The following is a 25,052-nucleotide window of genomic DNA, read 5'->3' as shown; positions in this document are numbered from 1 at the left end:
GATGGAGGCGGCAGGCCTGCTGCTTTTATCGGCCGCAGGGCATTCTGGCAAGCCCACTGGGGCGGGAGCGTCGCTGGGATAATGCGCCGGTGAATGCTTCTGCCTCCCCCTGGCGTCTGTCCGTGGCGCCCATGTTGGACTGGACCGACAGCCCCTGTCGCGTCTTCCATCGCCTGCTGACCCGCCACACCCGGCTGTACACCGAGATGGTGACCACCGGCGCGCTCTTGCATGGCGACGTGCCGCGCCACCTGGACTACGACGCCGTCGAGCATCCGGTCGCGCTGCAACTGGGCGGCAGTGAGCCGGCCGACCTGGCGGCCTGCGCCAGGCTGGCCGAGCAATGGGGCTATGACGAGGTCAACCTGAATTGCGGCTGCCCCAGCGAGCGGGTGCAGAAGGGCGCCTTCGGTGCCTGCCTGATGGCCGAGCCCCAGCTGGTGGCCGATGGCGTCAAGGCCATGCGCGACGCGGTGGGCATCCCGGTGACGGTCAAGCACCGCATCGGCATCGACCGCGAGGAGCGCTACGAGTTCGTGCGCGACTTCGTCGGCACCGTCGCCGAGGCGGGCTGCGAGGTTTTCATCGTTCATGCGCGCAATGCCTGGCTGCAAGGCCTCTCACCCAAGGAGAACCGCGAGATCCCGCCGCTGCGCTACGAGCTGGTGCACCAGCTGAAGCGCGAGTTCCCGCACCTGACCATCGTGCTCAACGGTGGCATCAAGGACGACGCTGAGATCGAGGAGCAACTGCGCCATGTGGACGGCGTGATGGTGGGCCGCCAGGCCTATCACGAGCCCTGGCAGATGGCGAGCTGGGATCAGCGTTTCTTCGGTACCGCGGGCCCGGCTGAGAGCCGCGAGCAGGTCGAGGCCGCCTGGGTTGAATGGCTGGACCACCGCAGCCAGGCCACGCGTCGCCACTGGCCGCAGGCCATGCGCCATGCGCTGGGCCTCTGGAACGGCGAGGCCGGCGCGCGCCGCTGGCGCCAGATCTGGAGCGACCACAAGATGAAGGCGCTGCCCGCTGCCGAGGTGGCCGCGCTGGCCGATGCGGCACGGCGCGGCATTGCGGCCCATGCTGCCGAACACCAGGCCGAGAACCGGCATCCCCAGGTGGCCTGAATGCGCCGCCTGCTGTGCCTGCTCCTGTTGCTGCTCGGTAGCACAGCCTGGGCGCAGCAGCAGATCGCGCCCGATGTCTGGCTGCTGCGTGGCGCCTACGAAGCGGGCAAGCAACCCGATGGCAACAGCATCCTCCTGCGCGGCAGCGAGGGCTGGGTGCTGATCGACAGCGGCCGCCATGCCGCCCACGCCGAGGCTTTGCTCAAGCAGGCGGGCGGTCAGCTGAAGGCCGTGATCAACACCCATTGGCACCTCGACCATCTGGGGGGCAATGCCTTGCTGCGCGAGCGTGTCCCCGGCGTGCAGGTCTACGCCAGCGCCACCGTCGACACGGCCCTGCAAGGCTGGCTCGCTCGCAGCCGCGAGCAGATGCTGGCAGCGATGAAGGACGACAAGCTGCCCAGCGCCACACGCCAGATGATGCAGATCGACCTGGATCTGCTGAGCAAGCCGCAGGCGCTGGCGCCGGATCAGCGCATTCGCGAGCCGGGGCCCCTGCAACTCGCGGGGCGACGCTTGCGCATCGGCCTCGAGAGCGCAGTCAGCGGCGGCGACCTGTGGGTCTTCGACGAAGCCACGGCCACCTTGATGACCGGCGACCTGATCACCTGGCCCGTGCCCTTCATGGACACGGCCTGCGCCGAGGACTGGGATGCGGCGCTGGCGCGGCTGGAGGCCCTGCCTTTCGAGCGCCTCGTGCCCGGCCATGGGCCGGTGATGAGCCGGGCCGATCTGCAGAAATACCGCCAGGCCTGGCAGACCTTGCAGGCCTGCGCGGCCAGCAGCGCCGAACCCCGCGCCTGCAGCATGGCCTGGATCGAGGCGCTGCCGGGCCTGATCGCCACCGAGGAGCGGCCGCGCGTGCACGCCATGCTGGCCTACTACCTGAAGTCCCGGCTGCGCGCCGCACCGGCCGAGGCGCGGGCCTTCTGCGCTGCGGCTGCAAAGGACGGGCATTGAAGCGCTTCTTCTTTCATTGCTACGAGACGGCGTACGGCACTTGCGGCATCGCCTGGAGCGAACCGGGCGGCATCTGCGGCTCCCAACTGCCCGAGGAGAGCGCCGCCGCCACGCGCGACCGCATGCGGGTCCGCTTCCCGTCGGCCGTTGAAAGCGCCACTGAGCTGCCGCCCGCCGTGCGCGTGGCCATCGAGGGCGTGCGGGCGCTGCTGAGCGGCGAGGTGCGCGACCTGCTCGAGATTGAGCTGGACGAAAGCGGCGTGCCCGAGTTCAACCGCAAGGTCCATGCGCTGACCCGCCAGATCCCGGTCGGCCAGACCCGCACCTATGGCGAGCTGGCCCTGGCCCTCGGCCTGCCGGGTGCCGCACGCGCCGTAGGCCAGGCCGAAGGCAGCAACCCGTTCGCGCCCATCGTGCCCTGCCATCGGGTGATGGGCAGCGGCGGCGTCGGCACCGGCTTCTCAGCCCATGGTGGCGTGCAGACCAAGCTGAAGCTCTTGACCATGGAAGCGCGCGCCACCGGCCAGCAGGCGGCCGAGCAGAGCTCGCTGTTCTGAGGCTGTGCAGAGGCGCGCCCCGCCCGTCGGGCCGCCAAACCTACAATCCCGCATGTCTTTTCAAACCCTGGGCCTGTCGCCCGCCTTGCTGCGCGCGGTGCGCGAGCAGGGCTACCACGCCCCCACGGCCATCCAGGCCGCTGCGATTCCCGCTGTCCTGACGGGCGCCGACCTGCTCGCCCTGGCCCAGACCGGCTCCGGCAAGACCGCCGCCTTTGCCTTGCCCTTGCTTCAGCGCCTGCTGCAGTCCGCGCCCTCGCGCCAACCGCGTGCCTTGCTGCTCTTGCCCACGCGCGAGTTGGCGGTGCAGGTGGGCGAGGTGCTGCGCGAGCTGGCTCGCCACCTGCCTGAACGGCTGAAGATCACCGTGCTGTTCGGCGGCGTCTCCATCAATCCGCAGCTGATGGGTCTGCGGGGCGGCTGCGACATCGTCGTGGCCACGCCGGGCCGCCTGCTCGATGTGGTGGACCACAACGCGCTGCGCCTTGATGGCGTGCAGACGCTGGTGCTCGACGAAGCCGACCGCCTGCTGGCCCTCGGTTTCGCCGAAGAGCTGCAACGCGTGCTGAGCCTGCTGCCGGCCGAGCGGCAGAACCTGTTCTTCTCGGCCACCTTTCCGAAGCCGGTCGAGGCCTTGGCGGGCTCGCACCTGCGTGAGCCGCAGCGCATTGAGATCGCGCCGGAGCCGGTGCGCACCGAGGCGATCACCCAGCGCGCCATCGTCGTGGACCAGGCCAAGCGCACGCCGCTCTTGCGTCACCTGCTCAAGGCGGAAGGATGGGAGCGAGCCCTGGTCTTCGTGGCCACGCGCTATGCGGCCGAGCATGTGTCGGACAAGCTCTGGAACACCGGCTTCAAGGCGGCTGCCCTGCATGGCGAGCTGAGCCAGGGCGCTCGTACGCAGGTGCTGGCCGCGCTGAAGAGCGGCGAAGTGCAGGTCCTGGTGGCCACCGACGTGGCGGCGCGCGGCCTCGATATCCCGGACCTGCCGGTGGTCGTCAACTACGACCTGCCGCGCTCGCCGGCCGACTACACGCACCGCATCGGCCGGACCGGCCGTGCGGGGGCGACCGGCCTGGCCGTGAGCTTCGTGCCGGCAGCGGCCGAGGCGCATTTCCGCCTGATCGAGAAGCGCCAGGGTCAGCGCGTGATGCGCGAGCAGATCGATGGCTTCGAGTCGACGGAGGAGCTGCCTCAGTCGGACCCGAACGGTGGCATCAAGGGCAAGCGCCCGAACAAGAAGGACAAGCTGCGGGCGGCAGCGGCGGCTGCTGCCGAGTCAGGCACCTAGCCGTCCCGCTCGCAGGCGGGCCGGCCTTCGTCAGGCGTCATCGAGTGCGCAGGCACTCGATTCGGCCCCGACTCAGTCCCAAGGCGCCGCGCCTTCCAGCGCCGGCTCCGGGCTGAGCGTCGGCTTGGCATCGACAGCCGTCGACGCCGGTGCCGAACCGAAGAAGTCATGCTCGCCGCCCAGGCCTTCGATCAGCGCCGGGATCAGCTCGCCGAGTTCCAGCGTCGACAGCGACATGTCCGCATCGAAGGCCTCGTCCTTCGAGGGCTTGTCCTTGCCCTCGAACACGAGGTCCAGGAAGGAGATCTTCTTGATCTGCAGCGTGTCGGTCAGCACAAAGGACACGCGGTCGCGCCAGCTGAGCGCCAGCTTGGTCGGCGCCTTGCCGCTTTGCAGGTGCATGCGCACCTCTTCGATGTCCAGCGCGTGGCGGGCATAGCGCACCACCGACTTCATCTCGTCGCCGCTCTTGAGCTCGCAGTCGCGGTCGATGGTGAACTCATGCGGCGGCTGGCCGTCCATCAGCCAGGCGGCCATGCAGACGGCCGGCGATTCGGCGGTCTGGATCAGGTGCAGCGAGAGGCCGTCCAGCGACTTGATCAGGAGGCTCACCACCTCTTCAGCGCGGGCCGGGCTGGAGGCGTCGATCATCAAGAGGCGCTGCTGCGGCGCGATCCAGACGCGGATGCTGCCCTGCTTGGTGAAGGCCATCGGCAGCAGTTCCTGCGTGGCGAATTCCTTCATTTCCTTGAGCGCCTTCTTGCCGGGCTTGCGGCCGCTCTGCGCTTCTTCGGCAGCGGCCATTTCCTCGACGCGGCGCTTGACCACCGAGCCCGGCAGCACGCGCTGCTCGACCATCAGCTTCAAGAGCAAATGGCCGTCGATGGCCTCGACCAGGGGCGCGTGCTCGATGCCGCGCGGCGGCACCCAGCCGACCGACTGCGCCTGCGTGGCGCCGCATTCGACAAACCGGCCGGCGGCCAGCGCTTCTTCGATCTTCTCCACATCGGCCTGCCACTCGGCGCCGACGCGATACACCATCAGGTTCTTGAACACGTGTTACCTGCCATCCATCAACCAGGGAATCAGAAACGCAGCGCGCCCCGCTAGAGGGGCGCGCCAAGGGGATCAGTGCTGGATTGTCGCTCAGCCCTGGGCCGCGATCTGCAGCAGGGCCTGCTGGAAAACTTGAGGGGGCTGGCCGCCCTGGATCAGGTGGCGGTCGTTGATGATCACCGAGGGCACCGAATGGATGCCCTGGCTGTTGTAGAAGGCCTCGCGCTCACGCACCTCGGCCGTGTACTGGCCCGAGCTCAGCACCTGGCGGGTGGCCTCGGCATCGAGGCCCACGGCGGCCGCGCGGGCCATCAGCACCTCGTGGTCGCCGGGGTTGAGCCCGTCGGTGAAATAGGCGCCCAGCAGGGCCAGCTTGAGGTCTCGCTGGAACGTGCCGCCTTGCAGGCCGGCCCAGTGCAAGAGGCGGTGCGCATCGAAGCTGTTGTAGATGCGGTCGCGGGCCTCGACGCTGAAGGTGAAGCCGAGGGCCGCACCACGCTCGCGGATGGCCTGGCGCGTGGCCTGTAGTTGATCGAGGCTGGCGCCGTATTTGCGCTGCAGGTGCTCGTTGATCTCCTCGCCCTCGGGGACCATCTGCGGGTTCAGCTCGAAGGGCTGGAAATGCAGCTCCGCCTTCACCTGGCCTTCAAGCGCGCCGAGCGCTTGTTCCAGCGACTTCAGGCCGATGGCGCACCAGGGGCAGGAAACGTCGGAGACAAAATCAATCTTCAAGTTCTTCATGCAAGCTTCCGGTCGCTGGGGCGGGCCAGGTAGAACCATTCCTGGCCCGGCTGCGCCTTGTTGTTGGGGAAGACGATGCGGCCGCCGCTGGGCGCATGCACGGGCGTGCCGTCGTGCCGCGTACCGATCAGCTGGCCCTCGGTGACTTCGTCGAAGCTGGCCCACTCGCGGACGAACTGGTCGTCCGCATGCTCGCGGTCGATCACCTCGTAGAGCTGCAGCACCTCGATGGGCCGGTTCGGGTCGGCCAGTTCAACGGCGCCCGGCGCGATCATGCCGAGCAGGGTCAGCGTGCGCAGGATGGCCTTGTAGGCGACTTCGGGCCCTTGCGGGTCAACGTGCTGGCCGCATTCCAGCGTGATCGCATAGCCGCCCTGGCTGCGCATGTACTCGGTGGTGCCCACGCCGTAGTGCGGGTCCTGCACCAGGCTGGCCTGGCGCGAGCCGTCGCTCTGGCGCGCGGCGCGGCGCTGCAGGCCGAGCGCGTAGGTGGAGAGCCAGCCCTCGACGATGCGGCCCGTGCCCACGCAGGCGGCGAGCGCGGCCTCGGCCTGCTCGTGGCGGAAGGGCTCCAGTTCGTCCTGGTTGTCGCGCGGGCCCATCATCGCGAAGGCCGGGCCGGGGTTGTTGAAGCTGTGCAGATCCAGCAGCACCTCGGCATCGGCGAGGTAGGGGCAGAGCTGGTTGGCGATGCGGTCCTCGAAGTCCTGCGGAATCGGTGCCGGGCGCAGGTTGCGGTTCAGGTTGCGCTCGCCTTCGCGGCGCTGCAGGCGGTGGGCCAGCGGGTTGACGATGGGGATCATCGTCAGCGTGCCGCGCAAGAGCGTCAGCTTGCCCTCATCGAACTCCTTCAGCACGCGCGTGATGCCGTGCACGCCAGCCGTCTCGTTGCCATGGACGGCGCCGGTGACCAGCAGCCGGGGACCGACCTTGAGGCCGGCGAGTTGGTGGATGCGCAGATGGGTGGGGTGGGGCGTCGTCATGGGCGTCAACAGCAGGAGGTGAGGGGCATTTTCAGGCAAGGGCTCAAGGCTTGGCCGGCCCGGGGGTATAGCTTTTCTTGGCTGCCTCATGAGGCGGGGCTGGCGCCGTGGTCGCCAGGATCACGCCCAGCACCGCGAGCCCATAGGCCAAGGCCTGCAGGAGACTCATCTGTTCGCCCAGGAAGACCAGGCCCACGAGCCCGGTGGCCAGCGGCAGGAAGACCATGAACACCCCGGCTTGGGCAGCCGGCACGCGCTTGAGCCCCGTCATCCACAGCCAGACGGTGAGGATGCTGGCAGCGGCTGCATAGCCCAGCAGGCCAGCCCAATGCGCGAGGCCCGGCGCGCTGAAATCAAAGCTCAGCGCTTGCCACAGCGCCAGCGGTGTCACAAGGATCAGGCCCCAGCCATTTATCAGCGCGCTGATGCGCCGGGGCGAGAGGCTGGCTGTCAAGCGCTTGCCGATGACCACATAGCCGGCCTCGCAGAACACCGTGGCAAGCAGGAGCAGGGCGCCGAGCCCGCTGGTCTCTCCGCCGCCGCTGCGGCTGAATGCCACGAGGGCGATGCCACCCACGCAGCAGGCAATGGCCGCCATCACCCGGGGCGAGATGCGTTCCTTCAGGAAGACCCGGCCCAGCAAGGCCACGGCCGCCGGAATGCCGGCCATGATCACGCCGGCCGCCAGGGCCGAGCTGTGCTGCAGGCCGAACAGCAGGCAGATCGAGAACAGGAAGTTGCCGACAAAGGACTCGAGGAACAGCAGCCAGCGGGTGCGCCCATCGAGCGGCGCCTCGCCAACATCCTTGCGCAGCCAGGGCAGCATCAGCACCGCCGCAAAGCCGAAGCGCAGGCCCGCCAGCAGAAAGACCGGGAAGGCCGTCAGCAGCAGCTTGGACAGGCCTATGTAGCTGCCCACCACGCTGGTGCTGAGGGCGAGGCAGGCATAGGCGAGCCAGGGGATGCGTTGGGGATCCATGCAGAGGGTGGGAGACGGTAGCAGGCGGCTCCGCATGATGCCTGGATTGCAGCGGCACCAGCCTCGTGCTTGACGAAGTGCGGATTCGCCAATAATATGACGAGCATCATATTTTGAATCAAGCCATGTCCACCACGCCCAGCCGCAAGGAGCTCAGCCATCAGCGCATCGTCGAAGCAGCGGCGCGGGCGCTGCGCCGTGCGGGCCACGATGGCGTGGGCGTGGCCGAGGTGATGAAGGAGGCCGGCCTCACGCATGGCGGCTTCTATGCCCATTTCGCTTCGCGCGAGGCCTTGATCGCCGAGGCCATCGCCCATGCGGGACGGGCCAGCAGCGAGAGCATCGGTGCCCGCATGGCCGCCAAGGCCGCCAAGGGCGCGAGTCCGCTGCGCGCCCTGGTCGAGTCCTATCTGTCGGACTCGCATTTGTCCGCCCTGGAGCAGGGCTGCCCGGTCGCGGCGCTGGCCTCCGAGCTGCCGAGGCAGGAAGGCCTGCTGCGCGAGGCCGGCGTGGCGCGGGTGCAAGGCCTGATCGAGCGGGTGCGCGAGGCGCTGCCGGCTGCTGCCAAGGCCGATGCGGGTGTGGTCGCCGCCAGCCTGGTCGGCAGCCTGCAATTGGCCCGCGCGCTGGGTGACAACGCGGAAGGTCGGGCGCTGCTGACGCGCAGCCGCCGTCAATTGGTCGAACGTTACGAACGGGATTCCGAGGAGCAGAAGGCGCGCTGAAGCGCCCAGCAGATTTGGCGGCCACTGCGGTGGCCATTTCTTGAATCAACAATATGACGATCATCATATTTATCCAAACCACAGAAGGAATCGAACCATGAAGCTCCACAACGCCACCGTTCTCATCACCGGCGCCAACCGCGGCATCGGCCTGGCCTTTGCTCGGGAGGCCCTCGCACGCGGCGCCCGCAAGGTCTATGCGGCCGCGCGAGACCCCTCGAAGATCACGCTGCCCGGCGTGGTGCCGGTGCGGCTTGACGTCACCAAGCCCGACGAGGTCGCTGCGCTGGCGGCCGAGCTCAAGGACGTGGACGTCCTGATCAACAACGCCGGCATCGCCGACTTCGGCGGCTTCCTGGCCGAGGGCAGCGTGGCCTCGGCCCGCAAGCACTTCGAGACCAATGTCTTCGGCCCCATCATGCTCAGCCAGGCATTCGCACCGGCCTTGGCAGCCAACGGCGGTGGCGCCGTCCTCAACGTGCTGTCCATCGCCAGCTGGATCAACCGGCCGCTGCTCGGCGTCTACGGTGCCAGCAAGTCGGCCGCCTGGGCTTTCACGAATGGCTTGCGCCATGAACTGCGCGGCCAGGGCACCCAGGTGCTGGGCCTGCACATGGGCTTCGTCGACACCGACCTGACCACGGGCGTGGAAGCGCCCAAGAGCCGGCCGGAGGACATCGTTCGCGTGGCCTTCGATGCGCTGGAGGCCGGTGCCGAGGAGGTGCTGGGCGACGAGATGACGCGCCAGGTCAAGGCCAGCCTCGGCTCGCCGCAGGCCGCCTACCTGGCTGCCGTCTGAGGAGCGATTCCATGACCGCCACCACCACCGCGCCCGTCATCGCCACGCCGGCCGGCTCGCCCTGGCCGGTGTTCTGGATTGCAAGCGCCGCCGTTTTCCTGGTCTCGCTGGACACGACCCTGCTCTATGCCGCCTTCCCGGCGCTGCGTGCCAGCTTCGCCTCGGCCTCGGCGGCCGATCTGTCCTGGGTTCTGAACGCCTACACGGTGATCTACGCGGCCATGCTGGTGCCGGCCGGTGCCCTGGCCGACCGGCGCGGCCGCAAGCGCATCTTCATGCTCGGCGCCGTGCTGTTCCTCGCCGCCTCGGCTGCCTGCGGCCTGGCTGGCAGCGTGGGCTGGCTGATCGCGGCGCGGGCGCTGCAGGCGGTGGGCGCAGCGCTCCTGACGCCGGCCTCGCTGTCCCTGGTGCTCGGCGCCTTCCCGGCGGCGAAACGCGCTGTGGCGATCAGCCTCTGGGGCGCCGTCAGCGCGCTGGCCGCCGCCGTGGGGCCTAGCCTCGGCTCGCTGGTGGTGGACAGCGTCGGTTGGCCTTGGGCCTTCTACATCAACCTGCCCATCGGCGCTCTGGCCCTGTGGTTCGGCGCGGGTACGCTGACAGAAGCCAAAGGCAATGGCCATGGGCGGATCGACGGAGTCGGCATGACGCTGCTGATACTCGCCGTGGGCGCGATTGCGCTGTCCATCGTGCAGTCGGAATCGCCGCACTGGACGCGCGGCGAGCTCGTCATCGCCGCCATCACCGGCGCGGTCTCGTTGGCCGCCTTCGTCGCCTGGGCCCGCAAGACGCCGCAGCCCTTGGTCGATCTCGGCCTGTTCCGTCACAAGACCTTCGCCATGGTCAACCTGGCCACGCTGGCCTTCGGCGCGGCCTTCGCGATGATGTTCTTCGGCTTTTTCTTCTACATGACCGGCATCTGGCACTACACGCTGCCGCAGGCCGGCTTTGCCGTGACGCCGGGGCCGCTGATCGTGATTCCGGCGGCCGTCATAGGCGGCCGCCTGGCGGCGCGGATGGGCCACCGACCGGTGATGGTGACAGGCGCCCTGATCTATGCCCTCGCCGGCCTCTGGTTCAAGACCATGCCGGGCGAGACGCCCGACTACCTCGGCCGCTGGCTGCCCGGCCTGATCCTCAACGGCATCGGCATCGGCCTCGTGATGCCCTCGCTGTCGGCTGCTGCTGCCCACAAGCTGCCACCCCATCAGTACGCGGTGGGGAGTGCGGTGAACCAGGCCATACGCCAGATCGGCTCGGTGCTCGGCGTGGCCGTGACCGTGCTGCTGCTCGGCCATGGCGTCCTCAGCCACGCGAGCTTCGTGCCCCTGTATGCCGGCCATATCGGCCTCGCGCTGATGACGGCCTTGCTCTGCCTGGCCGTCGACACGCGCCCCAAGGCGGCCTGAGCGCTCAGCGCGTGACGATGGGGAAGGTGCCCGGCGCCTTGTCGATCAGGCCGAAGAAGCGCACCAGGTCGATGCGGCTGCCGCTGGTCTTGAGATCGTCCGACATCAGGGTGTCCTTGGCGCCGGCCGTGCCGGCCATCATCTTGATGAAGATCGGATGGGTCAGCGTCAGCGTGGCATTGGCGTCTGCTGCGGGCTCGGCCTTGCGGTGGTGCAGCACCGAGTTCTCGATCCAGAGCTGGTAGCTCTCCTTGCGGTCGGTGAAGACCAGGTTGATCTTCAGGTTCTTGCCCTCGGCGGCCGGGCCATCAAGGCCGGCGGCCATGGCCTCGAAGAAGCGCTCCAGCGGCGTCTGCATCAAGGTGTCGATCAGGAAGGAGCGGTCGATGCCTTTCTTGGGCGGGCCGTTCCTCAGCTCGGCGGCTGCCGTGAGGTAGCTGTTGCGCCAGGTCGAGGCCTCGGCGGCATAGCCCATCTGCTCGTAGGTCTTGGCCAGCAAGGCCTTGGCGGCCGCGTTGCCGCTCTCGGCGAAGACCACGTGGTTCAGGAGCTCGGCCGCCCAGCGGTAGTCGCCGGCATCGAACGCGGTTTGCGCGGCCTGCACAGCCTTGTCGGCACCGCCGGCCAGTTGCACATAGCGCTTGGCCGATTCCACCGGCGGCAGCGGGTTCAGATTGGCCGGGTTGCCGTCATAGGCGCCGAGGTAGAACTGGTAGACGGCCTTCACGTTGTGGCGCAGGTCGCCGTAGTAGCCGCGGGCGCCGAAGTACTGCTGCAGCGAGGCCGGCAGCTTGATCGTGTCGGCGATCTCGCGCGGCGTGAGGCCCGCGTTGATCAGGCGCACCGTCTGGTCGTGCGTGTACTTGTAGACGTCGCGGTGCTTGGTGATGAACTCGGTGATGCGGGCCTGGCCCCAGATCGGCCAGTTGTGCTGGCCGAAATAGACCTCCGCATCGCCGAGCTGGTCCAGCGCCTGCTGCATGTACTCGCTCCAGCGCAGCGCGTCGCGCACCTTGGCGCCGCGCACGGGCAGCAGGTTGTGCATGGTCTGGGCCAGGTTCTCGGCGCCGCCATAGGCCTTCAGCGAGGGAATGGAGAACGTCATCTCGGCCGGCGCCTCGGCCCCGGGCACGTTGTGGAAGACGAAGCGCAGGCCGTCCAGCTCCAGCTCTTCGGTCGCCTGTGTGATCAGCTTGCTGGGCTGCAGGATGCCGATGGACCCATAGGCCACGTTCTTGCCCAAGCCGGTGTCGACGAGGCCCTTGGCCGAGCGCTCCAGGTCCTTGCCGAACTGGTAGATCGAGCGCCGCGCCATGGCCGTGCCGACGAGGATGTTCTCGCTGGTCGATTCCTCGATGAAGCCGGCCGAGGCAATCACCGGCACTTGGCGCGCCGCCACCTCCTCGGGTGTGAGCACGCCCAGCGCGCCGCCGAAGTGGTCGGCATGGCTGTGCGTGAAAAGCAGGGCCGTGACCGGCTTGTTGCCCAGGTGCTGGCGCGCGAAGGCGAGCGCGGCAGCGGCGCTCTCGCGGGCGGTCAGCGCGTCCACCACGATCCAGCCGGTCTTGCCCTCGATCAGCGTCATGTTGCTGATGTCGAAGCCTCGCAGCTGGTAGATGCCGTCCCTGACCTTGAAGAGCCCGATCTCGGCATTCAGACGCGCATGGCGCCAGAGGCTGGGGTTGACCGTGGACGGCGCCTTGCCGTCCACGAACTTGAAGGCGTCGAAGTCCACGAGGACGGTCTTGCCGTCGGCCGAGAGGATCTTGCCTTCCGGCCGCGCGATGAAGCCGCGCTTGGCGTCCTCGAAGTCCTGCTGATCGGCGAGCGGCAGGCTTTGCTCGAACTGCGCGTTGGCGGCCACGGTGGCCGGCGAGGCGTCGCCGCTGGCACCGCCGACGCCGCTTTGGCGGTTGCAGCCGGCCAGGGCCAGCAAGGCAAGGGAGAGGGCGGCGAGCGGCGTCTTCGACCTGAACTTCATGGGGGCGATCTCCGGTGATTGATCGGACCCGCAGCGCTGCGGCCTGGCGCGGGACTCGTCTGCTGCCTTGTCGCCGATCGCGGCGTCCGGCGCATTGGTGTTTCCGCCGATCCGGGCGGCCTCCTGCCTTCAGCGCTTCTGCTGCAACTGCAGCTTCAGCCTGACCGGCTTCTCGCCCTTGTTGCTCCACATCCAGCAATAGCCCTGGCCCTGCTCGACCTTGAGCAGGCCCTCGCGCTTTGTCACGCCGTTCTCGCGGGACGGGTAGGTGACCTTCTCGCCCTCGTGGAAGTGGATGTTGAAGTTCAGGAGGCCATCGGCCTCGAAGGACCAGGCCACCTGCTCGCCGGCCTTCAAGGGCCCGCAGACTTCGGCGAACTTGCCAGGCGCGAGCTCGAGCGCCTGCGCATGGACGCCGGCCTCGCTCCAGCGGATCTCCTGCACGGCAGCGCCGGCGGCGCTGGCCAGGACCAGCAGCGACAACAAGGCGGCGCGCTTCACTTGAGGCTCCAGCGCACGGTCACGGTCTTGCCGTGCACGCCGTTCAGCACGGCCACCAGCTTGGCCCCGGCCTCGGCCTTGAGGCCGGCGGCGCGCAGCAGCTTGCCGTCGGCGGCGGGCTTGAGTTCCGCCTCCTGCTTGGCGCCGCCGGCCAGCAGGGTCAGCTTGCCGCTGATGCCCGTGGCGGCGAAGGCCTTGCCGTGGTCGGTCAGGTAGATCGCCAGGCCCTCGGCCTCGTTGACCAGTTCGAAGCCGAGGTCTTCGGCCATCTGCACGGTGCCGCCATGCTGGGGCTTGGCATCGCCATGGGCGAGGCTGAGGCTGGCGGCCAAGGCCAGGGTGATGGCGATCAGGGTGTTCTTCATGTTCATGTCCTCATGAGAAATCAAAGGGCTTCGTTGCTGGCCGTGGATAGCAGGCGCTCGGTGGGCCGGCGGCCGTAGCGCCAGTAGAGCAGCGGCGTGAGCAAGGTGTCGAGCAGGGTGGAGCTGACCAGGCCGCCGAAGATCACCACGGCCACCGGATGCAGGATCTCCTTGCCCGGCGCGTCGCCAGCGAGCAGCAGCGGCGTGAGCGCGAAGGCCGCCACCAGGGCCGTCATCAGCACCGGCGTCAGCCGCTCCAGCGAGCCGCGCACGATCATCTGCTGGTCGAAGCGCTCGCCTTCGAAACGGCAGAGGTTGACGTAGTGGCTGATCTTCAGGATGCCGTTGCGCGTGGCGATGCCGGCCAGCGTGATGAAGCCCACCATGGTGGCCACCGAGAGGCTCACGCCGGCGATCCACATGGCGACCACGCTGCCTATCAGGGCCAGCGGGATGTTGGCCATGATGATGGCGGCCAGCACGGCCGAGCGGTAGCGCGTGAACAGCACCAGGAAGATCATCGCCAGCGAGATCAGCGAGAGCGCGAGTATCAGCCGCGTCGCCTGCTCCTGCGCCTGGAACTGGCCTTCCAGGCTGATGAAGCTGCCGCTGGGCAGCTCGGTCCTGGCCACGATCTCGCGGATGTCGGCGATCACATGAGCCATGTCCGTGCCGTCGGTGTTGGCATAGAGGACGATGCGCCGCCGGCCGTTCTCGCGGCCGATCTGGTTGGGCCCGTCGGCCTCCTCGATGCTCGCGAAGCTGGACAGCGGCAGCTTGCCGGCCGGTGTGTCGATCAGCATGCGCGAGAGCTCCTGCGGGCCGCGCTGGCCCTCGGGCAGGCGCAGCAGCAGCTCGTAGCGGCGTGCGCCGTCCACGAGCTGAGCCGTGGGGCTGCCGTCGGTCAGCGTCTGCAGGATGCGCAAGGCCTCGCCCGGTGCGAGGCCGGTGCGGGCCAGGCGCTCATGGTCCAGTCGCAGCAGCAGCTGCGGTATCAGCACCTGCTTCTCGACCGTGAGGTCGGTGAGGCCGGGCAGGGTGGCGAGCTGCGAGCGCAGCTGCTCTGCGAGGCCGCGCAGGCTGTCGATGTCGTCGCCGAAGACCTTGATGGCGATCTGTGCTCGCACGCCGGAGAGCAAATGGTCCAGCCGGTGCGAGATCGGCTGGCCGATGGAGATCTGCGCCGGCAGCGAGGCCAGCCGGGCGCGCACGGCGGCGAGCAAGGCCGCGCGGTCCACGTCCTTGCCGCCGCGCTTCAGGTCGATGTCGATCTCCGAGGAATGCACGCCCTCGGCATGCTCGTCCAGCTCGGCCCGGCCGGTGCGGCGCCCGACCTGGGCCACACCGGGCACCTCCTTGATCAACTGCTCCGCGAGGGCGCCCATGCGGTTGGCCTCGGAGAGCGAGGTGCCGGGGTTGAACAGCAGCGAGAGCACCAGCGAGCCCTCGTTGAAGGCCGGCAGGAAGGCACGCGGGAAGAACGGAATGCTGGCCGCAGCCCCAGCCACCGCGATCACCGCCACGGCGATCAGCCGCTTGGAGCGCGGGAACGACCACTGCAAGAGCCGCTCGTCCCAGCGCTTGAGCCGCGCAACCAACGGGCTGTCGCCATGGTCCAGGCGCTTCATGCCGGGCAAGAGGAAGCTGCACAGCACCGGCGTCACCGTCATCGAGACCAGCATCGAGGCGAGGATGGACACGATGTAGGCAATTCCCAGCGGCGCGAACAAGCGGCCCTCGATGCCCGGCAGCGCGAACAGCGGCACGAAGACCAGGACCACGATCACCGTGGCGTAGACGATGCCCGACCGCACCTCCACGCTGGCCTGGCGCAGCAGCTCCAGCAGTGGCAAGGGAGTCTCGGCCGTGCGGTTCGCCTTGAGCCGGCGCAGGATGTTTTCCACGTCGACCACGGCATCGTCCACCAGCTCGCCGATGGCAATCGCGAGGCCGCCCAGCGTCATCACATTGATCGACTGGTCCAGCAGGCGGAACACGAGCGCCGTCACCGCCAGCGACAGCGGGATCGCCAGCAGCGAGATCAAGGTGGTGCGGGCCGACAGCAGGAAGGCGAACAGCACGATGGCCACCATCACCGCGCCATCGCGCAGCGCCTCGCCGACATTGCCGATGGACGATTCGATGAAGTCCGCCTGGCGGAACAACACCTGCGGCGCGGCCAGGCTCTTGGGCATGCCAGCCTTCAGCTCGGCCAAGGCGGCGTCGATGGACTTGCTGAGCCGCACGGTATCGGCCGCGGGCTGCTTCTGCACGCTGATCACCACGGCCGGCCGGCCCTGGTAGCCGGCGTCGCCGCGCTTGGTGGCGGCCGCGAAGCGCACCTGCGCAACCTGCTCCAGGCGCACTGCGTGGCCGTCCTTCCAGGCCACGGCCAGCGCCTGCAGGTCTTCGAGCCGGTTGGTGCGGGACAGGTGGCGTATCAGGTACTCGCGGCCGTTCAGGTCCACGAAGCCGCCGCCGGCATTGCCGGCATAGCCGCGCAGCGCCTGCTCCAGCTGGGTCAGCGACAGGCCCAGCTGCGCCAGCTTCTGCAGATCAGGCTCGACGCGCAGTTGCCGCACCTCGCCGCCAATGGGCACGACCTGGGCCACGCCGGGGATGCTGAGCAATCGCGGCCTGAGCACGAAGTCGGCGTACTCGCGCGCCTTCATGGGATCGGCCTGATCACCCAGAGGCAGGGCGATCAGCATCACCTCGCCCATGATGGACGAGACCGGCCCCATCGTCGGCTCGACACCAGCAGGCAGCTGGCTGCGCAGCTGCGCGAGGCGCTCGGCCACCAGCTGGCGGTTGCGGTAGAGGTCGGTGCCCCACTCGAACTCGGCATAGGCGATGGACAGGCCCACGCCCGAAGTCGAGCGCACGCGGCTCACGCCAGGCATGCCGTTGAGCGCCGTCTCCACCGGCACGGTGACCAGCTGCTCCACCTCCTCGGGCGCCATGCCGCCGGCCTCGGTCAGCACGGTCACCAGCGGTTTGTTGAGGTCAGGGAACACATCGACCGGCGTGCGCCAGGCGCTGATCAGGCCATAGGCCATCAAGAGCGCGGCAAAGGCCAGCACGAAGAGCCGGTTGCGCAGGCTGGTCTGGACAATCCAGTTGAAGATCATGGTGCTGCTCCTTCTGTCGGCGCCGGGCCGCCCCAAGGCGACTGAACGCCCCCTTGGGGGGCAGAGAACGAAGTGAACGTGGGGGCTGTCATGGCTATCGGATCTGGGCGACCAGGGCCGCGCCCTGGACCACCACGCGCTGGCCGGCCGTGAGGCCTTGAGTCACGAGGAGCGTCGTGCCATTGAGCGGCTGCGTCTGCACCGCTTGTGGCCGGTAGCGCTCGGCGCCGGTCTTGACCCAAACCACGGCCTCGTTGGCCGTGCCGCGCACCACGGCGGCCGTGGGCAGCTCCACGCCCTTGCGCTTGTCGGCGAGCTGCACGACCACGCCGACCGTCTGGCCGAGTGCCAGCGGCACGTCAGCCTTGGCCTTGACGCGGAAGTTCAGCGGCAGCACGCCGTCCCGCAGCACACGGGCAGCGCCCAGCAGCTGCAGCTCGGTGGCGCCGCCTTCGGCCAGTCGGGCGCTGGCGATGCGCGTGGCCAGGCCGGCATCGGTGGTCGTGGCCTCGACCATCAGCCGCGCCGGATCAACGATCTCGACCAGCACCTCGCGGGTCTCGACGATGGCGCCGACCTTGAGATCACTGCGCGCCACCACGCCGGAGATCGGCGCACGCAAGGCCTCGCGGGCGGCGATGCTGCCGGCCACGCTGGCCTCGCGCTCGGTCAGCGATTGCAGCTCGACGCGGGCGGCCTCGATGTCTTTGCGCGGCACGGTGCCTTCCAGCGATTCCAGGCGCTTGAGCCGGCTCTCCGCCAGCACGCGCGCCGCCTGCAGCTCGCTGCGCTGCGACTGCTGGGCCGCATAGGCATAGGGCTCGGCATGGTGTCGCACCCAGGCCAGCACCTCGCCGGCCTTGACCGCCTGACCGGGCAGCGGCAGGCCGCGCGGACCCGCCTCGATGCGGCCGCCATGGGCCGACTGGATCTGACCGCTGGCATTGGGGTCGACGACGACGCGGCCCGGCAACTGCAGGCTGGCGGCCGCTTCGGTGTCGGCCGCCACCAGGGTGCGCACACCCATGCGGCGCTGGGCCAGCTTGGGCACCTGCACGCTGCCATCGGGCAGGCGGGCCAGGCCGCCGCTGCCGACGGCCGAGGGCTCCTCATGCTTGTCGCCGTCAGGGCCATGGGCCTGCGCTGCGGTGCAAAGAAGCAGGGCGATGGAAAGGATGAGCGTCTTCATGCGAAGGCTCCCTTCTTGGCGGCCGTGCGGCGGCGCCACCAGGCGGCCGCAGCGATCAGCGGGACAACCAAACCGGCCCACAGCCAGGGGCTGCGGCCACCGGCATGGCCGGAATGAACATCGGTCGATTCGACGGCCGTGCTGACCCGCAGCACGCCGTCGAGCAGGTCGGCTTCGGAGCCGGCCTGCACGGTGATGACCAGCGCATGCTCGCCCGGTGTGGCCAGCAGCTTCAGAAAGGCCGGGTCGTCGACGGCGTAGTCGCCGATGTCGGCATGGAACTTGGCACGGGCCTTGAGGCCGCCCGATTCCAGCTCGACGCTGGCATTCAGCAGCGGCTCGTTGCTGGCATAGCGGTCGATCATCAGCGAGAGCTCGTCGGCCTCCAGCCGTGCCACCAGCTCGAACAGCTCGGTGTGGGCTTCGAGCCGGGGCGTGGCAGCGCTGGTGGTCGCCGGTGCCTTGGCGCCATGGTCGTCGCCGCCATGGGCGGCTGCGCCGCTGCTGGCGAGCAGCAGGGCGACGAAAAGAAGAATGGGATGTTTCATGGGATCAATCCAAGAGCTTGTTGAAGCCGGGCCACGGCGAGGGCCTGGGCGGCTTGCTGGCGTGCGGCCGAGGCATCGGCCTGGGCGGCGGCGGCGAGGGCACGCAGCAGTTCGGGCAGGGAGGTTTCACCGGCCTTGAAGGCCTGGTCCAGCCATTGCGCACGCTGGCGCAGCAGCGAGGCGCGCTGCTGTTCGGCGCCGGCCTGGGCCTCGGCGGCAGCGAGCGCTTCGCGGGCCAGCTGGGCGTCGGCCTGCAACTGCCGCTGCAGGCGCAGCTTGTGCGACAGGGCCAGGTCTTGCTCGGCCAGCGCGGCGGCCAGCTGGGGCCGGCTGTGCGTGTCGCTGCCTAGGGGGATGCGCAGCGACAGCGTCACGCTGTTCTGCCCCGGCTGGCCCTGGCCCGGCCGTTCCTGGCGCACGCCCACGCCCAGCTCAGGCGGCGCGCTTCGCTGGCTGCGGACTTGGGCCAGGCGCAGGCTGGCGCGGGTCACGGCGGCCTCGGCCAGCTGCAGGTCCGGATGGCGCTCCGGTTGACGGTCGGGCTCGGGCGTGACCATGGCCGGGCTTTCGGCCTCGGGCACCTGCTGCAGACCGGTCAGCAGCAGCCAGGCCGAGCGGGCCTGCGCCAGGCTTTGGGCCAGCTCGCGCTGCTGGCCGGCGGCGGCCAGGGCTTCGGCCCGCGCGGCCAGGCCATCGGCCGGCGCGAGGTCACCGGCCTTGACGCGGCGCTCCACATCGGCCGCCACCTGGTCCAGCAACTGCTGTTGCGAGGCTGCCTGCTGCGCCTCGGCTTGCAGCAGCTGCAGCCGGCCGGCGAGCTCGCGCAACTGGCCAGCGAGGCGCAGGCGGGCGGCCTGCTCGGCGGCCGCCGCCCACTCGGCCTCGGCCTGCGCGCTCTGGCCATTGGCTTCGCGCTGCTGCGGCCGCCACAGCGGCGCGGCCAGGCCCAGCTCGGTTTCGCGCTGGCCGCTCTGGGCGCCCCGGCCTTCGCGCTGGCTCACAGCCACGCTGGGCGGTGCGGCCAGCCAGCTGGCGGCCAGTTGCCGATCAGCCTCGGCACGGCGTTGTCGGCCCTGGGCTTCGGTGGATTCAAGGGACCGGGTCCAGGCCGCTTGCAGCGCCTGGGCCAGGGTGAGGGGCTCGCGCGCCCAGGCGCTGCCCGTGGCCAGCAGCGCGAGTGCGAGCAGGCCAGCAGCGCGCCATGGCGGATGCCATGGGCTTGCTTTCGAAAGCTGATTCATTGATGACGATCGTCCGTGCGGTGGGACGCGGCGCTGCAGAGGCCACGTCAATGCGAACGGCCGCTGCGAACCCGAGCCGGCAAGGCTTCAGGCGCAGCAAGGCGGTCCGCGACCCGGGATTCAGATCGTCGGTTTGGGAGGTCGCTCGAGGGCGGGGAGGTACGGGAGCGGCGGCTCGGTGGCCAGCGCTTCCAGCGGCGCGTCGGGGCGCACCGTGGGCAGGCTGAGCATCAGGTCTTGCAGCAAGGCCGGGCAGAACATGCAGGCATCGTCCATCGCATGCTGGGTCGAGGCACCGGACTGGTCCTTGTGCACGCCGCCATGCTGGTCATGGTGATGGTGGAGCTGGCCCTCGAAGTGCATCAGCGCATGTTGCTGGGCCGCACCCTGGCGCACCAGCACCTCGGCACCGGCAAATGCCAGCGACTGCCAGCAAAGGCAGAGCGTCAGCAAGAGGGCGATGAGGCGGCGGGGCATGGGCGGGAGTGTATCGGAGCGGGATTGAACCTTGCGCCCGCTTGGTGGCATTCACGCGCATGCCGGCATTTGTGCACCGTCCGGCCCACGCAGGAGCTTGCATGCTGTCCATCCTGGTCGCCCATTCCTTTTTCCTGCGCTTCGATAGCAAGCAGTTCGAGCGCGCCAAACCCTATCCGCCGCTGGCCACGCTGCAGATTGCCGCGCTGCTGCGTGGCCAGGGCCATGAGGTGAGTCTGTTCGATGCCATGCTGGCGAGCGGCCTGCAGGACTTCGAGGCCAGCCTGCGGGAGCACGCGCCTCAAGTGGTGCTGCTCTACGAAGACAACTACAACTACCTGAGCAAAATGTGCCTGGCCGCGATGCGGCGGGCGGCCGCCGAAATGACCGCCATGGCGCGCAGCCGGGGCGCACGGGTCATCGTGGCGGGCTCGGATGTCAGCGACGCGCCGGCCCCCTATCTGCAAGCCGGTGCCGATGCCGCGCTGCAGGGCGAAGGCCATGGCGCGCTGCAGCAGCTCTTGCTGCGCCTGGAACAGGATCTCGACCAGGACACCGCCGCGTTGACCGCCGGCCTTTCCGGCGTTCATGCCCTGTTTGAAGGCCAGCCGCGCGTGGCGGCGAACAGCCCGGTGGCGGCCACGGTCGTGCGCCTGCATCCGGCCCGCCAGGCGGATGAGATGGCGGTGGCCTGGGACCTGGTCGACGTGGAGCGCTACCGCTCGGTCTGGCAGGCAGCCCATGGCCGCTTCAGCCTGAACATGGCGGCCTCCAAGGGCTGCTCGTTCCGCTGTGCCTGGTGCGCCAAGCCGATCTGGGGCAACCGCTACCAGCAGCGCGAACCGCAGGCGGTGGCGGCCGAGATGCTCGAACTGAAAGCCCGCTTCGCGCCGGACCACATCTGGTTTGCCGACGACATCTTCGGCTTCAAGGCCGAATGGGTGCAGGACTTCGCCGTGGCTTTGCAGGCGGGGGGCGGCGGCCTGCCGTTCTCGATCCAGAGCCGCGCCGACCTGATCACCCCGGCCATGGCCGAGGCGCTGCGCGAGGCCGGTTGCAGCGAGGTCTGGCTGGGCGCCGAGAGCGGCAGCCAGCAGGTGCTGGACCGGATGAACAAGGGCACGACCGTCGAGCAGATCCGCACCGCCCGCGAGAGGCTGGGCGAACAGGGCATACGCACGGCCTTCTTCATCCAGCTCGGCTATCTGGGCGAGCAGTTGGAGGACCTGCTGGCCACGCGGCGCCTGATCGCCGAGACCCGGCCCGACGACATCGGCGTCAGCGTTTCCTATCCGCTGCCGGGCACGCGCTTCCATGAGCAGGTGCGCCAGCAGCTGGGGCCCAAGACCCATTGGGAAGACAGTGGTGAGTTGGCCATGATGTTCACGGGCCGCTACAGCACGGACTTCTATCGCGAGGTGCGCGACCTGCTGCATGAGCAGGTCGAGGTGGACCGTCGGCACAGCGGCGCGTCTGAGGCCCGCGCCGCGCTCGGCCGCCGCTGGGCCTCCCTGCTGTCGACCGAGCCGGCCCATCGCAGCGAGGCCGGCCTGGCCCGGTCCGCCAGCTAGGCCTGATCCAGCGATGCCAGCGATGCGAGCAGCTCGTCCAGCAAGCGCGCCCCCTCCCGCGGGTGGGGGCTGCGCCTCAACAGATGGGCAGGCAGATGGCTGAGCTGCTGCGCCCATTGCTCCCAGCCCTCCTGGCCGCGCGCATAGGGCTGGCTGGCCGCCAGGCCTTCGAGCAGCTGCGGGCGAGCGAGCGGCTGCAGGGCCGGTTCGGTGCCGGCCGCTTGCCGGTCGATGAAGACCAGGCCGGCGAGTGTCAGCGGTGCGGCGGCCAACGAGCCGCCCGACTGGCGCAGATCGAGCTCGTACTTCTCGACGCCGCTGCGGCGGCGGATGCGCGGCGACCGGCGGACCTGCGCGCGCAGGCCGGCATCGTCAAGCAGGTCCAGCGCGTCGTCGCGCAGGTGCAGGAAATTGGAGATGCCGACCATGGCCAGGTCCTCGCTGGCCAGGAAGCTGGCGTCCTCGGTGAGGAAGTCCATGCCCCGCTGCATCGCATGCAGGGACAGGGTCGATTTGCCGGCGCCGCTCTGGCCGATCAGCAGCAGGCCCCGGCCGTTGCGGCCGACGCAGCCCGCATGCAGCGGCAGCAGGGCGCGTGCGCGGGCCGCCAGCGTGAACACCGCGAACTCCAGCAACTCATAGCGCGCGTTGTAGGGGTAGGCCAGCAGGCCGCGCGAGATCGTCACCTGGGCCTGGCGCTGCGCCGGCATGACGATGGCGTGGTTGTCGGCGTCGACGATGGCGCACAGCAGGCCCGGCCCGCCTTGCATGGTGGGCTCGGCCGGCAGCTCGGGCAGCGTCGGCCCTTCGCGCAGCAGCAGGCGCACCTGCAGCTCGACGGGCCGCTCGTCCAGGTGCAGCGCGGGCAAGCCGTCGTAGGCCGCGTCCACGAGCTCGAACAGCTCCGGGCTGTCGGCGAGGAACTCGAAGCGGCAGCCGAGCAGATCGAGCTGACGGCGCAGTCGCAGCGGTGCGCTTTCGCCGAAGGGGTCGAGGGCTGCAGGCAGAGGGCGTTCGGGCATGGTTTTCATCTTAGGTCGGTGGTCGGCCCGGGAGTGGGCAATGGGTAAGGATCAATTGCAATTGCCGCAGAGGCCGCTGGTCGAGGCCGCGCTGAAAGCGACCACGCTGCGCCTCGCTGCCGAGATGGCGCAGCCCCAGCCTCAGGCGCCGCGCTGGAATGCCTTCGAATGGCGGGCGGCGCTGGCCGTCGTGGCCATGCATGGCATAGGCGCCTTGCTGGCGCGGCGGCTGCAGTGGCAGGGCCCTGAGCTGTGGACGCATTTCCTGGCCGACCAGCAGGCCCAGGGCAGCCTGCGCCAGGCCCGCATCGAATCCTTGCTGGCCGACATCGACCAGGCGGCGCGGCTCGAGGGCCTCCCCCTGCAACGGCTCAAGGGGGCGGCGCTGCTGGAACTGGGCCTGCATGCCAAGGGTGAGCGGCCGATGGCCGACCTCGACCTGCTGGTCGCGCACGGCGACATGGAGCCTGCGTCCGCGCTGCTGCGCGGCCTCGGCTATCGAGACGATCTTGACAGCGCTCGCCACCGCAGCTTCTCGCCGGCCGAACCTGCGGCGGCGCTCGGCTTTGGCGAGCATGCGAGCAATCCGATTCGCATCGAGCTGCACGATCACGTGGCCGAGCCCTTGCCCGTGGCCGAGACCGACATCACGGCCCTGATACGCACGCCGTTGCCTCGACCCGGCCTCAATCCCTACCCGGACCGGCTGGCCCTGATGCGCCACCTGCTGCTGCATGCGGCCGGCAATATGCGCAGCCGCACGCTGCGCCTGATCCAGCTGCAGGACCTGGCACTGCTGGCGCCGCGTCTGTCGCCGGGCGACTGGGCCGCACTGCTGACCGAGCCTTCGCACGGCGTCTGGTGGGCGCTGCCGCCGCTCAGCCTGCTCGATCATCATTTTCCCGGTTGCTTGCCGCGCGACCTGTTGCAATCGCTGGCCAGCGATTGCCCGCCGGTGCTGCGCCTGGCGATCCGCCGTGCGGATGTCGTCGAGGCCTCGCTGTCCTGCCCGCGCATCGCTGCGTTCCCGGGTCTGGCCTGGTCGCGTTCGCCGGCCGAGGCCCTGGGCCTGATAAAGGCACGGCTGTGGCCCAGCGCCGCGACCCGCACGCAGATGCGCCACCTGGTCGCGACCCAGCCGGAGCTGGCAAGTGCAGGCTGGACCGGCCGTACGCACATCGACAAGCTCTTGCGCTGGACTGTCGGCCGTCCGCTGCGCGTGCCGACGCTGTACTCGCTGCAACGGGCGATGGCCTATGAGGTGTCATGAACGATGGGCCTCCAGCATTTCTTCATAGACGCGCTCGAAGGCCGCTGCCGTCCAGTCCGCGTCCTGCTGCAGGGCGCGGCGCTGGGCTTCGCCCGCCAGTTGCATACGCAGTGGCTCGTCGGATGCCAGGCGCTGCACGGCCGCCGCGAGGCCCGCGGCATCGCCCACCTCGACCGCCAGGGCCGCGTCCGGCGCCCATTCGCGCAGATGGCCGACGGCCGTGCCCACACAGGGCACGCCGGCCAGCGCGGCCTCCAGCAGCACCAGCGGGCCCGCCTCATGGCGCGAGCTGAGCAGCAGCAGGTCTGCATGGGCCAGCAGCGGCTGCAGCTGGCGCTGCGTCATGAAGCCGTGGAAGTGCAGCTGCGCGTCCAGTCCCAGCTGGTGGCTCAGCTGCTGGATGCGACCGGCCAGGCAGTCCTCGCCAACGACATCCAACCGGAAGTCGAGGCCTTGTCTCTGCAGCTCGGCCGCAGCGCGCAGCAAGCTGTCCTGGTCCTTGACTGGGTTCAGGCTGGCCACATGGATCAGGCGCAGCGGCTCTCCCGCCGTGCGCCGGCGCGGCGGCAGCACGGGCCAGGCCTCTCGATCGGCACCGAGGGGAATGCGCTCAGCCTGCAGGCCGAGGGCGGCCAGGCGCTCCAGCATGCCGCGACTCGGCGCGCTGACGCGGTCGGCGGCTTTCAGCACCAGGCGCTCGCGCAGCCGGTTGCGGGCCCGCAGCGCGTCGCCGTAGCCGATATCAGGCAAGGCGACCAGCTCGCCGCCGGTCGGATGGACCAGGCAGGGCAGGCCGAGCCAGCGCGCGGCCAGCACGGCACGCAGGCCCGAACTGCCCGACCAGATCGCGTGCACCAGGTCGAAACGGCCCTGCCCATGCTCGCGCCGGATGGCCGCCAGGCAGCGGAGCAAGGCCAGGCGGCCGACGCCGATGTTGTGCACCTGCGCACCGAGCAGCGGCCAGGTGCCGGGTCTTGCCTCCTGCCGCAACGCGAACACATGCAGCTCATGCCGCGCCGCCAGCCGCTTGATCAGCGACAGCAAGGCGGGCACGACCCGCTGCTCGCCGGAGCGGTCAACCCCGCCGGGCACGAGCAGGGCAATCTTCATTTCATGCACTCCCTCACCGCCGAAA

23 protein-coding genes are annotated in these 25,052 nt (G+C 69.4%); 9 read left to right on the top strand and 14 right to left on the bottom strand.

Translation table 11 applies throughout. The features are described 5' to 3' along the window. The first annotated feature begins 89 nt into the window (after positions 1-89). The 4 genes from dusA to J7U46_RS10255 are packed head-to-tail and all read left to right on the top strand — an operon-like array spanning position 90 to position 3,932. Positions 90-1,124 carry a tRNA dihydrouridine(20/20a) synthase DusA gene (gene dusA, locus J7U46_RS10270; protein ID WP_282825457.1) on the top strand — a complete coding sequence of 345 codons (1,035 nt, stop codon included), beginning with the start codon at positions 90-92 and terminating at the stop codon, positions 1,122-1,124. After that, positions 1,125-2,084: an MBL fold metallo-hydrolase gene (locus J7U46_RS10265; protein ID WP_282825455.1), complete on the top strand. Its 960-nt coding sequence runs from the start codon at positions 1,125-1,127 to the stop codon at positions 2,082-2,084. Beyond that, positions 2,081-2,641 (top strand): methylated-DNA--[protein]-cysteine S-methyltransferase, encoded by a 561-nt coding sequence (locus tag J7U46_RS10260; protein ID WP_282825453.1) that lies wholly within the window; start codon positions 2,081-2,083, stop codon positions 2,639-2,641. The genes J7U46_RS10265 and J7U46_RS10260 overlap by 4 nt, the downstream gene beginning before the upstream one ends. A 52-nt stretch (positions 2,642-2,693) precedes the next feature. Then, a complete protein-coding gene (locus J7U46_RS10255) occupies positions 2,694-3,932 on the top strand; it encodes a DEAD/DEAH box helicase (protein ID WP_282825451.1) in 1,239 nt (412 codons plus the stop codon). Positions 3,933-4,004: 72 nt separating this feature from the next. Here the strand turns inward: J7U46_RS10255 and J7U46_RS10250 are convergent, their stop codons facing one another. The 4 genes from J7U46_RS10250 to J7U46_RS10235 form a co-directional block, all read right to left on the bottom strand. Then, positions 4,005-4,988: a recombination-associated protein RdgC gene (locus J7U46_RS10250; RefSeq protein WP_282825450.1), complete on the bottom strand. Its 984-nt coding sequence runs from the start codon at positions 4,986-4,988 to the stop codon at positions 4,005-4,007. A 90-nt stretch (positions 4,989-5,078) separates the two neighbouring features. Then, positions 5,079-5,729: a DsbA family oxidoreductase gene (locus J7U46_RS10245; RefSeq protein WP_282825449.1), complete on the bottom strand. Its 651-nt coding sequence runs from the start codon at positions 5,727-5,729 to the stop codon at positions 5,079-5,081. After that, positions 5,726-6,712, bottom strand: coding sequence for a succinylglutamate desuccinylase/aspartoacylase family protein (locus J7U46_RS10240; protein WP_282825447.1), 987 nt, complete (start codon positions 6,710-6,712; stop codon positions 5,726-5,728). Before J7U46_RS10240 ends, J7U46_RS10245 begins: the two co-directional genes overlap by 4 nt. Positions 6,713-6,755: 43 nt before the next feature. After that, positions 6,756-7,691: a DMT family transporter gene (locus J7U46_RS10235; protein WP_282825446.1), complete on the bottom strand. Its 936-nt coding sequence runs from the start codon at positions 7,689-7,691 to the stop codon at positions 6,756-6,758. Positions 7,692-7,816: 125 nt separating this feature from the next. Between J7U46_RS10235 and J7U46_RS10230 the strand changes: the two genes are divergently transcribed. The 3 genes from J7U46_RS10230 (at position 7,817) to J7U46_RS10220 (ending at position 10,621) form a co-directional block, all read left to right on the top strand. Continuing rightward, on the top strand, positions 7,817-8,416 hold the full coding sequence (locus J7U46_RS10230; protein ID WP_282825444.1) for a TetR/AcrR family transcriptional regulator: 600 nt from the start codon (positions 7,817-7,819) through the stop codon (positions 8,414-8,416). A 97-nt stretch (positions 8,417-8,513) separates the two neighbouring features. Then, a complete protein-coding gene (locus J7U46_RS10225; protein WP_282825442.1) occupies positions 8,514-9,215 on the top strand; it encodes an SDR family oxidoreductase in 702 nt (233 codons plus the stop codon). Positions 9,216-9,226: 11 nt separating this feature from the next. Next, the gene (locus J7U46_RS10220; RefSeq protein WP_282825440.1) at positions 9,227-10,621 is read left to right on the top strand and encodes a DHA2 family efflux MFS transporter permease subunit; all 1,395 of its coding nucleotides are present in this window, start codon (positions 9,227-9,229) and stop codon (positions 10,619-10,621) included. A 4-nt stretch (positions 10,622-10,625) separates the two neighbouring features. Here J7U46_RS10220 and J7U46_RS10215 read toward each other — a convergent pair whose 3' ends face one another. From J7U46_RS10215 to J7U46_RS10180, 8 genes are all read right to left on the bottom strand, one after another. Beyond that, positions 10,626-12,602 (bottom strand): alkyl sulfatase dimerization domain-containing protein, encoded by a 1,977-nt coding sequence (locus J7U46_RS10215; protein WP_282825438.1) that lies wholly within the window; start codon positions 12,600-12,602, stop codon positions 10,626-10,628. A gap of 129 nt (positions 12,603-12,731) precedes the next feature. Continuing rightward, on the bottom strand, positions 12,732-13,103 hold the full coding sequence (locus J7U46_RS10210; RefSeq protein ID WP_282825436.1) for a hypothetical protein: 372 nt from the start codon (positions 13,101-13,103) through the stop codon (positions 12,732-12,734). Then, positions 13,100-13,468: a hypothetical protein gene (locus J7U46_RS10205; RefSeq protein WP_282825435.1), complete on the bottom strand. Its 369-nt coding sequence runs from the start codon at positions 13,466-13,468 to the stop codon at positions 13,100-13,102. The genes J7U46_RS10210 and J7U46_RS10205 overlap by 4 nt, the downstream gene beginning before the upstream one ends. Before the next feature lie 20 nt (positions 13,469-13,488). Then, positions 13,489-16,596: an efflux RND transporter permease subunit gene (locus tag J7U46_RS10200; protein WP_282826194.1), complete on the bottom strand. Its 3,108-nt coding sequence runs from the start codon at positions 16,594-16,596 to the stop codon at positions 13,489-13,491. Positions 16,597-16,693: 97 nt separating this feature from the next. Beyond that, a complete protein-coding gene (locus J7U46_RS10195; RefSeq protein WP_282825433.1) occupies positions 16,694-17,788 on the bottom strand; it encodes an efflux RND transporter periplasmic adaptor subunit in 1,095 nt (364 codons plus the stop codon). Continuing rightward, positions 17,785-18,336, bottom strand: a complete 552-nt coding sequence (locus J7U46_RS10190; protein WP_282825431.1) for a hypothetical protein — start codon at positions 18,334-18,336, stop codon at positions 17,785-17,787. Before J7U46_RS10190 ends, J7U46_RS10195 begins: the two co-directional genes overlap by 4 nt. After that, complete coding sequence (locus tag J7U46_RS10185; RefSeq protein ID WP_282825430.1) at positions 18,333-19,577, bottom strand: TolC family protein; 1,245 nt, start codon at positions 19,575-19,577, stop codon at positions 18,333-18,335. Before J7U46_RS10185 ends, J7U46_RS10190 begins: the two co-directional genes overlap by 4 nt. Positions 19,578-19,697: 120 nt before the next feature. Next, complete coding sequence (locus J7U46_RS10180; RefSeq protein ID WP_282825428.1) at positions 19,698-20,054, bottom strand: DUF2946 family protein; 357 nt, start codon at positions 20,052-20,054, stop codon at positions 19,698-19,700. A 101-nt stretch (positions 20,055-20,155) separates the two neighbouring features. Here J7U46_RS10180 and J7U46_RS10175 point away from each other — a divergent pair, with 101 nt between their 5' ends. Then, complete coding sequence (locus J7U46_RS10175) at positions 20,156-21,625, top strand: B12-binding domain-containing radical SAM protein (RefSeq protein WP_282825426.1); 1,470 nt, start codon at positions 20,156-20,158, stop codon at positions 21,623-21,625. On the opposite strand, the gene J7U46_RS10170 is transcribed toward J7U46_RS10175, so the two are convergent. Next, positions 21,622-22,647: a hypothetical protein gene (locus tag J7U46_RS10170; RefSeq protein WP_282825424.1), complete on the bottom strand. Its 1,026-nt coding sequence runs from the start codon at positions 22,645-22,647 to the stop codon at positions 21,622-21,624. The genes J7U46_RS10175 and J7U46_RS10170 overlap by 4 nt on opposite strands. Positions 22,648-22,687: 40 nt before the next feature. Between J7U46_RS10170 and J7U46_RS10165 the strand changes: the two genes are divergently transcribed. Continuing rightward, a complete protein-coding gene (locus tag J7U46_RS10165) occupies positions 22,688-23,917 on the top strand; it encodes a nucleotidyltransferase family protein (RefSeq protein WP_282825422.1) in 1,230 nt (409 codons plus the stop codon). Here the strand turns inward: J7U46_RS10165 and J7U46_RS10160 are convergent. Further along, positions 23,912-25,027 (bottom strand): glycosyltransferase family 4 protein, encoded by a 1,116-nt coding sequence (locus J7U46_RS10160; RefSeq protein ID WP_282825420.1) that lies wholly within the window; start codon positions 25,025-25,027, stop codon positions 23,912-23,914. The two genes, J7U46_RS10165 and J7U46_RS10160, sit on opposite strands and share 6 nt — an antisense overlap. Positions 25,028-25,052 lie beyond the last annotated feature (25 nt).

Source organism: Pelomonas sp. V22 (assembly GCF_030014915.1).
GTDB lineage: Bacteria > Pseudomonadota > Gammaproteobacteria > Burkholderiales > Burkholderiaceae_C > JAUASW01.
The sequence above is the reverse complement of the archived record's forward strand: the minus strand, read 5'-3'. Positions and strand labels throughout refer to the sequence as shown.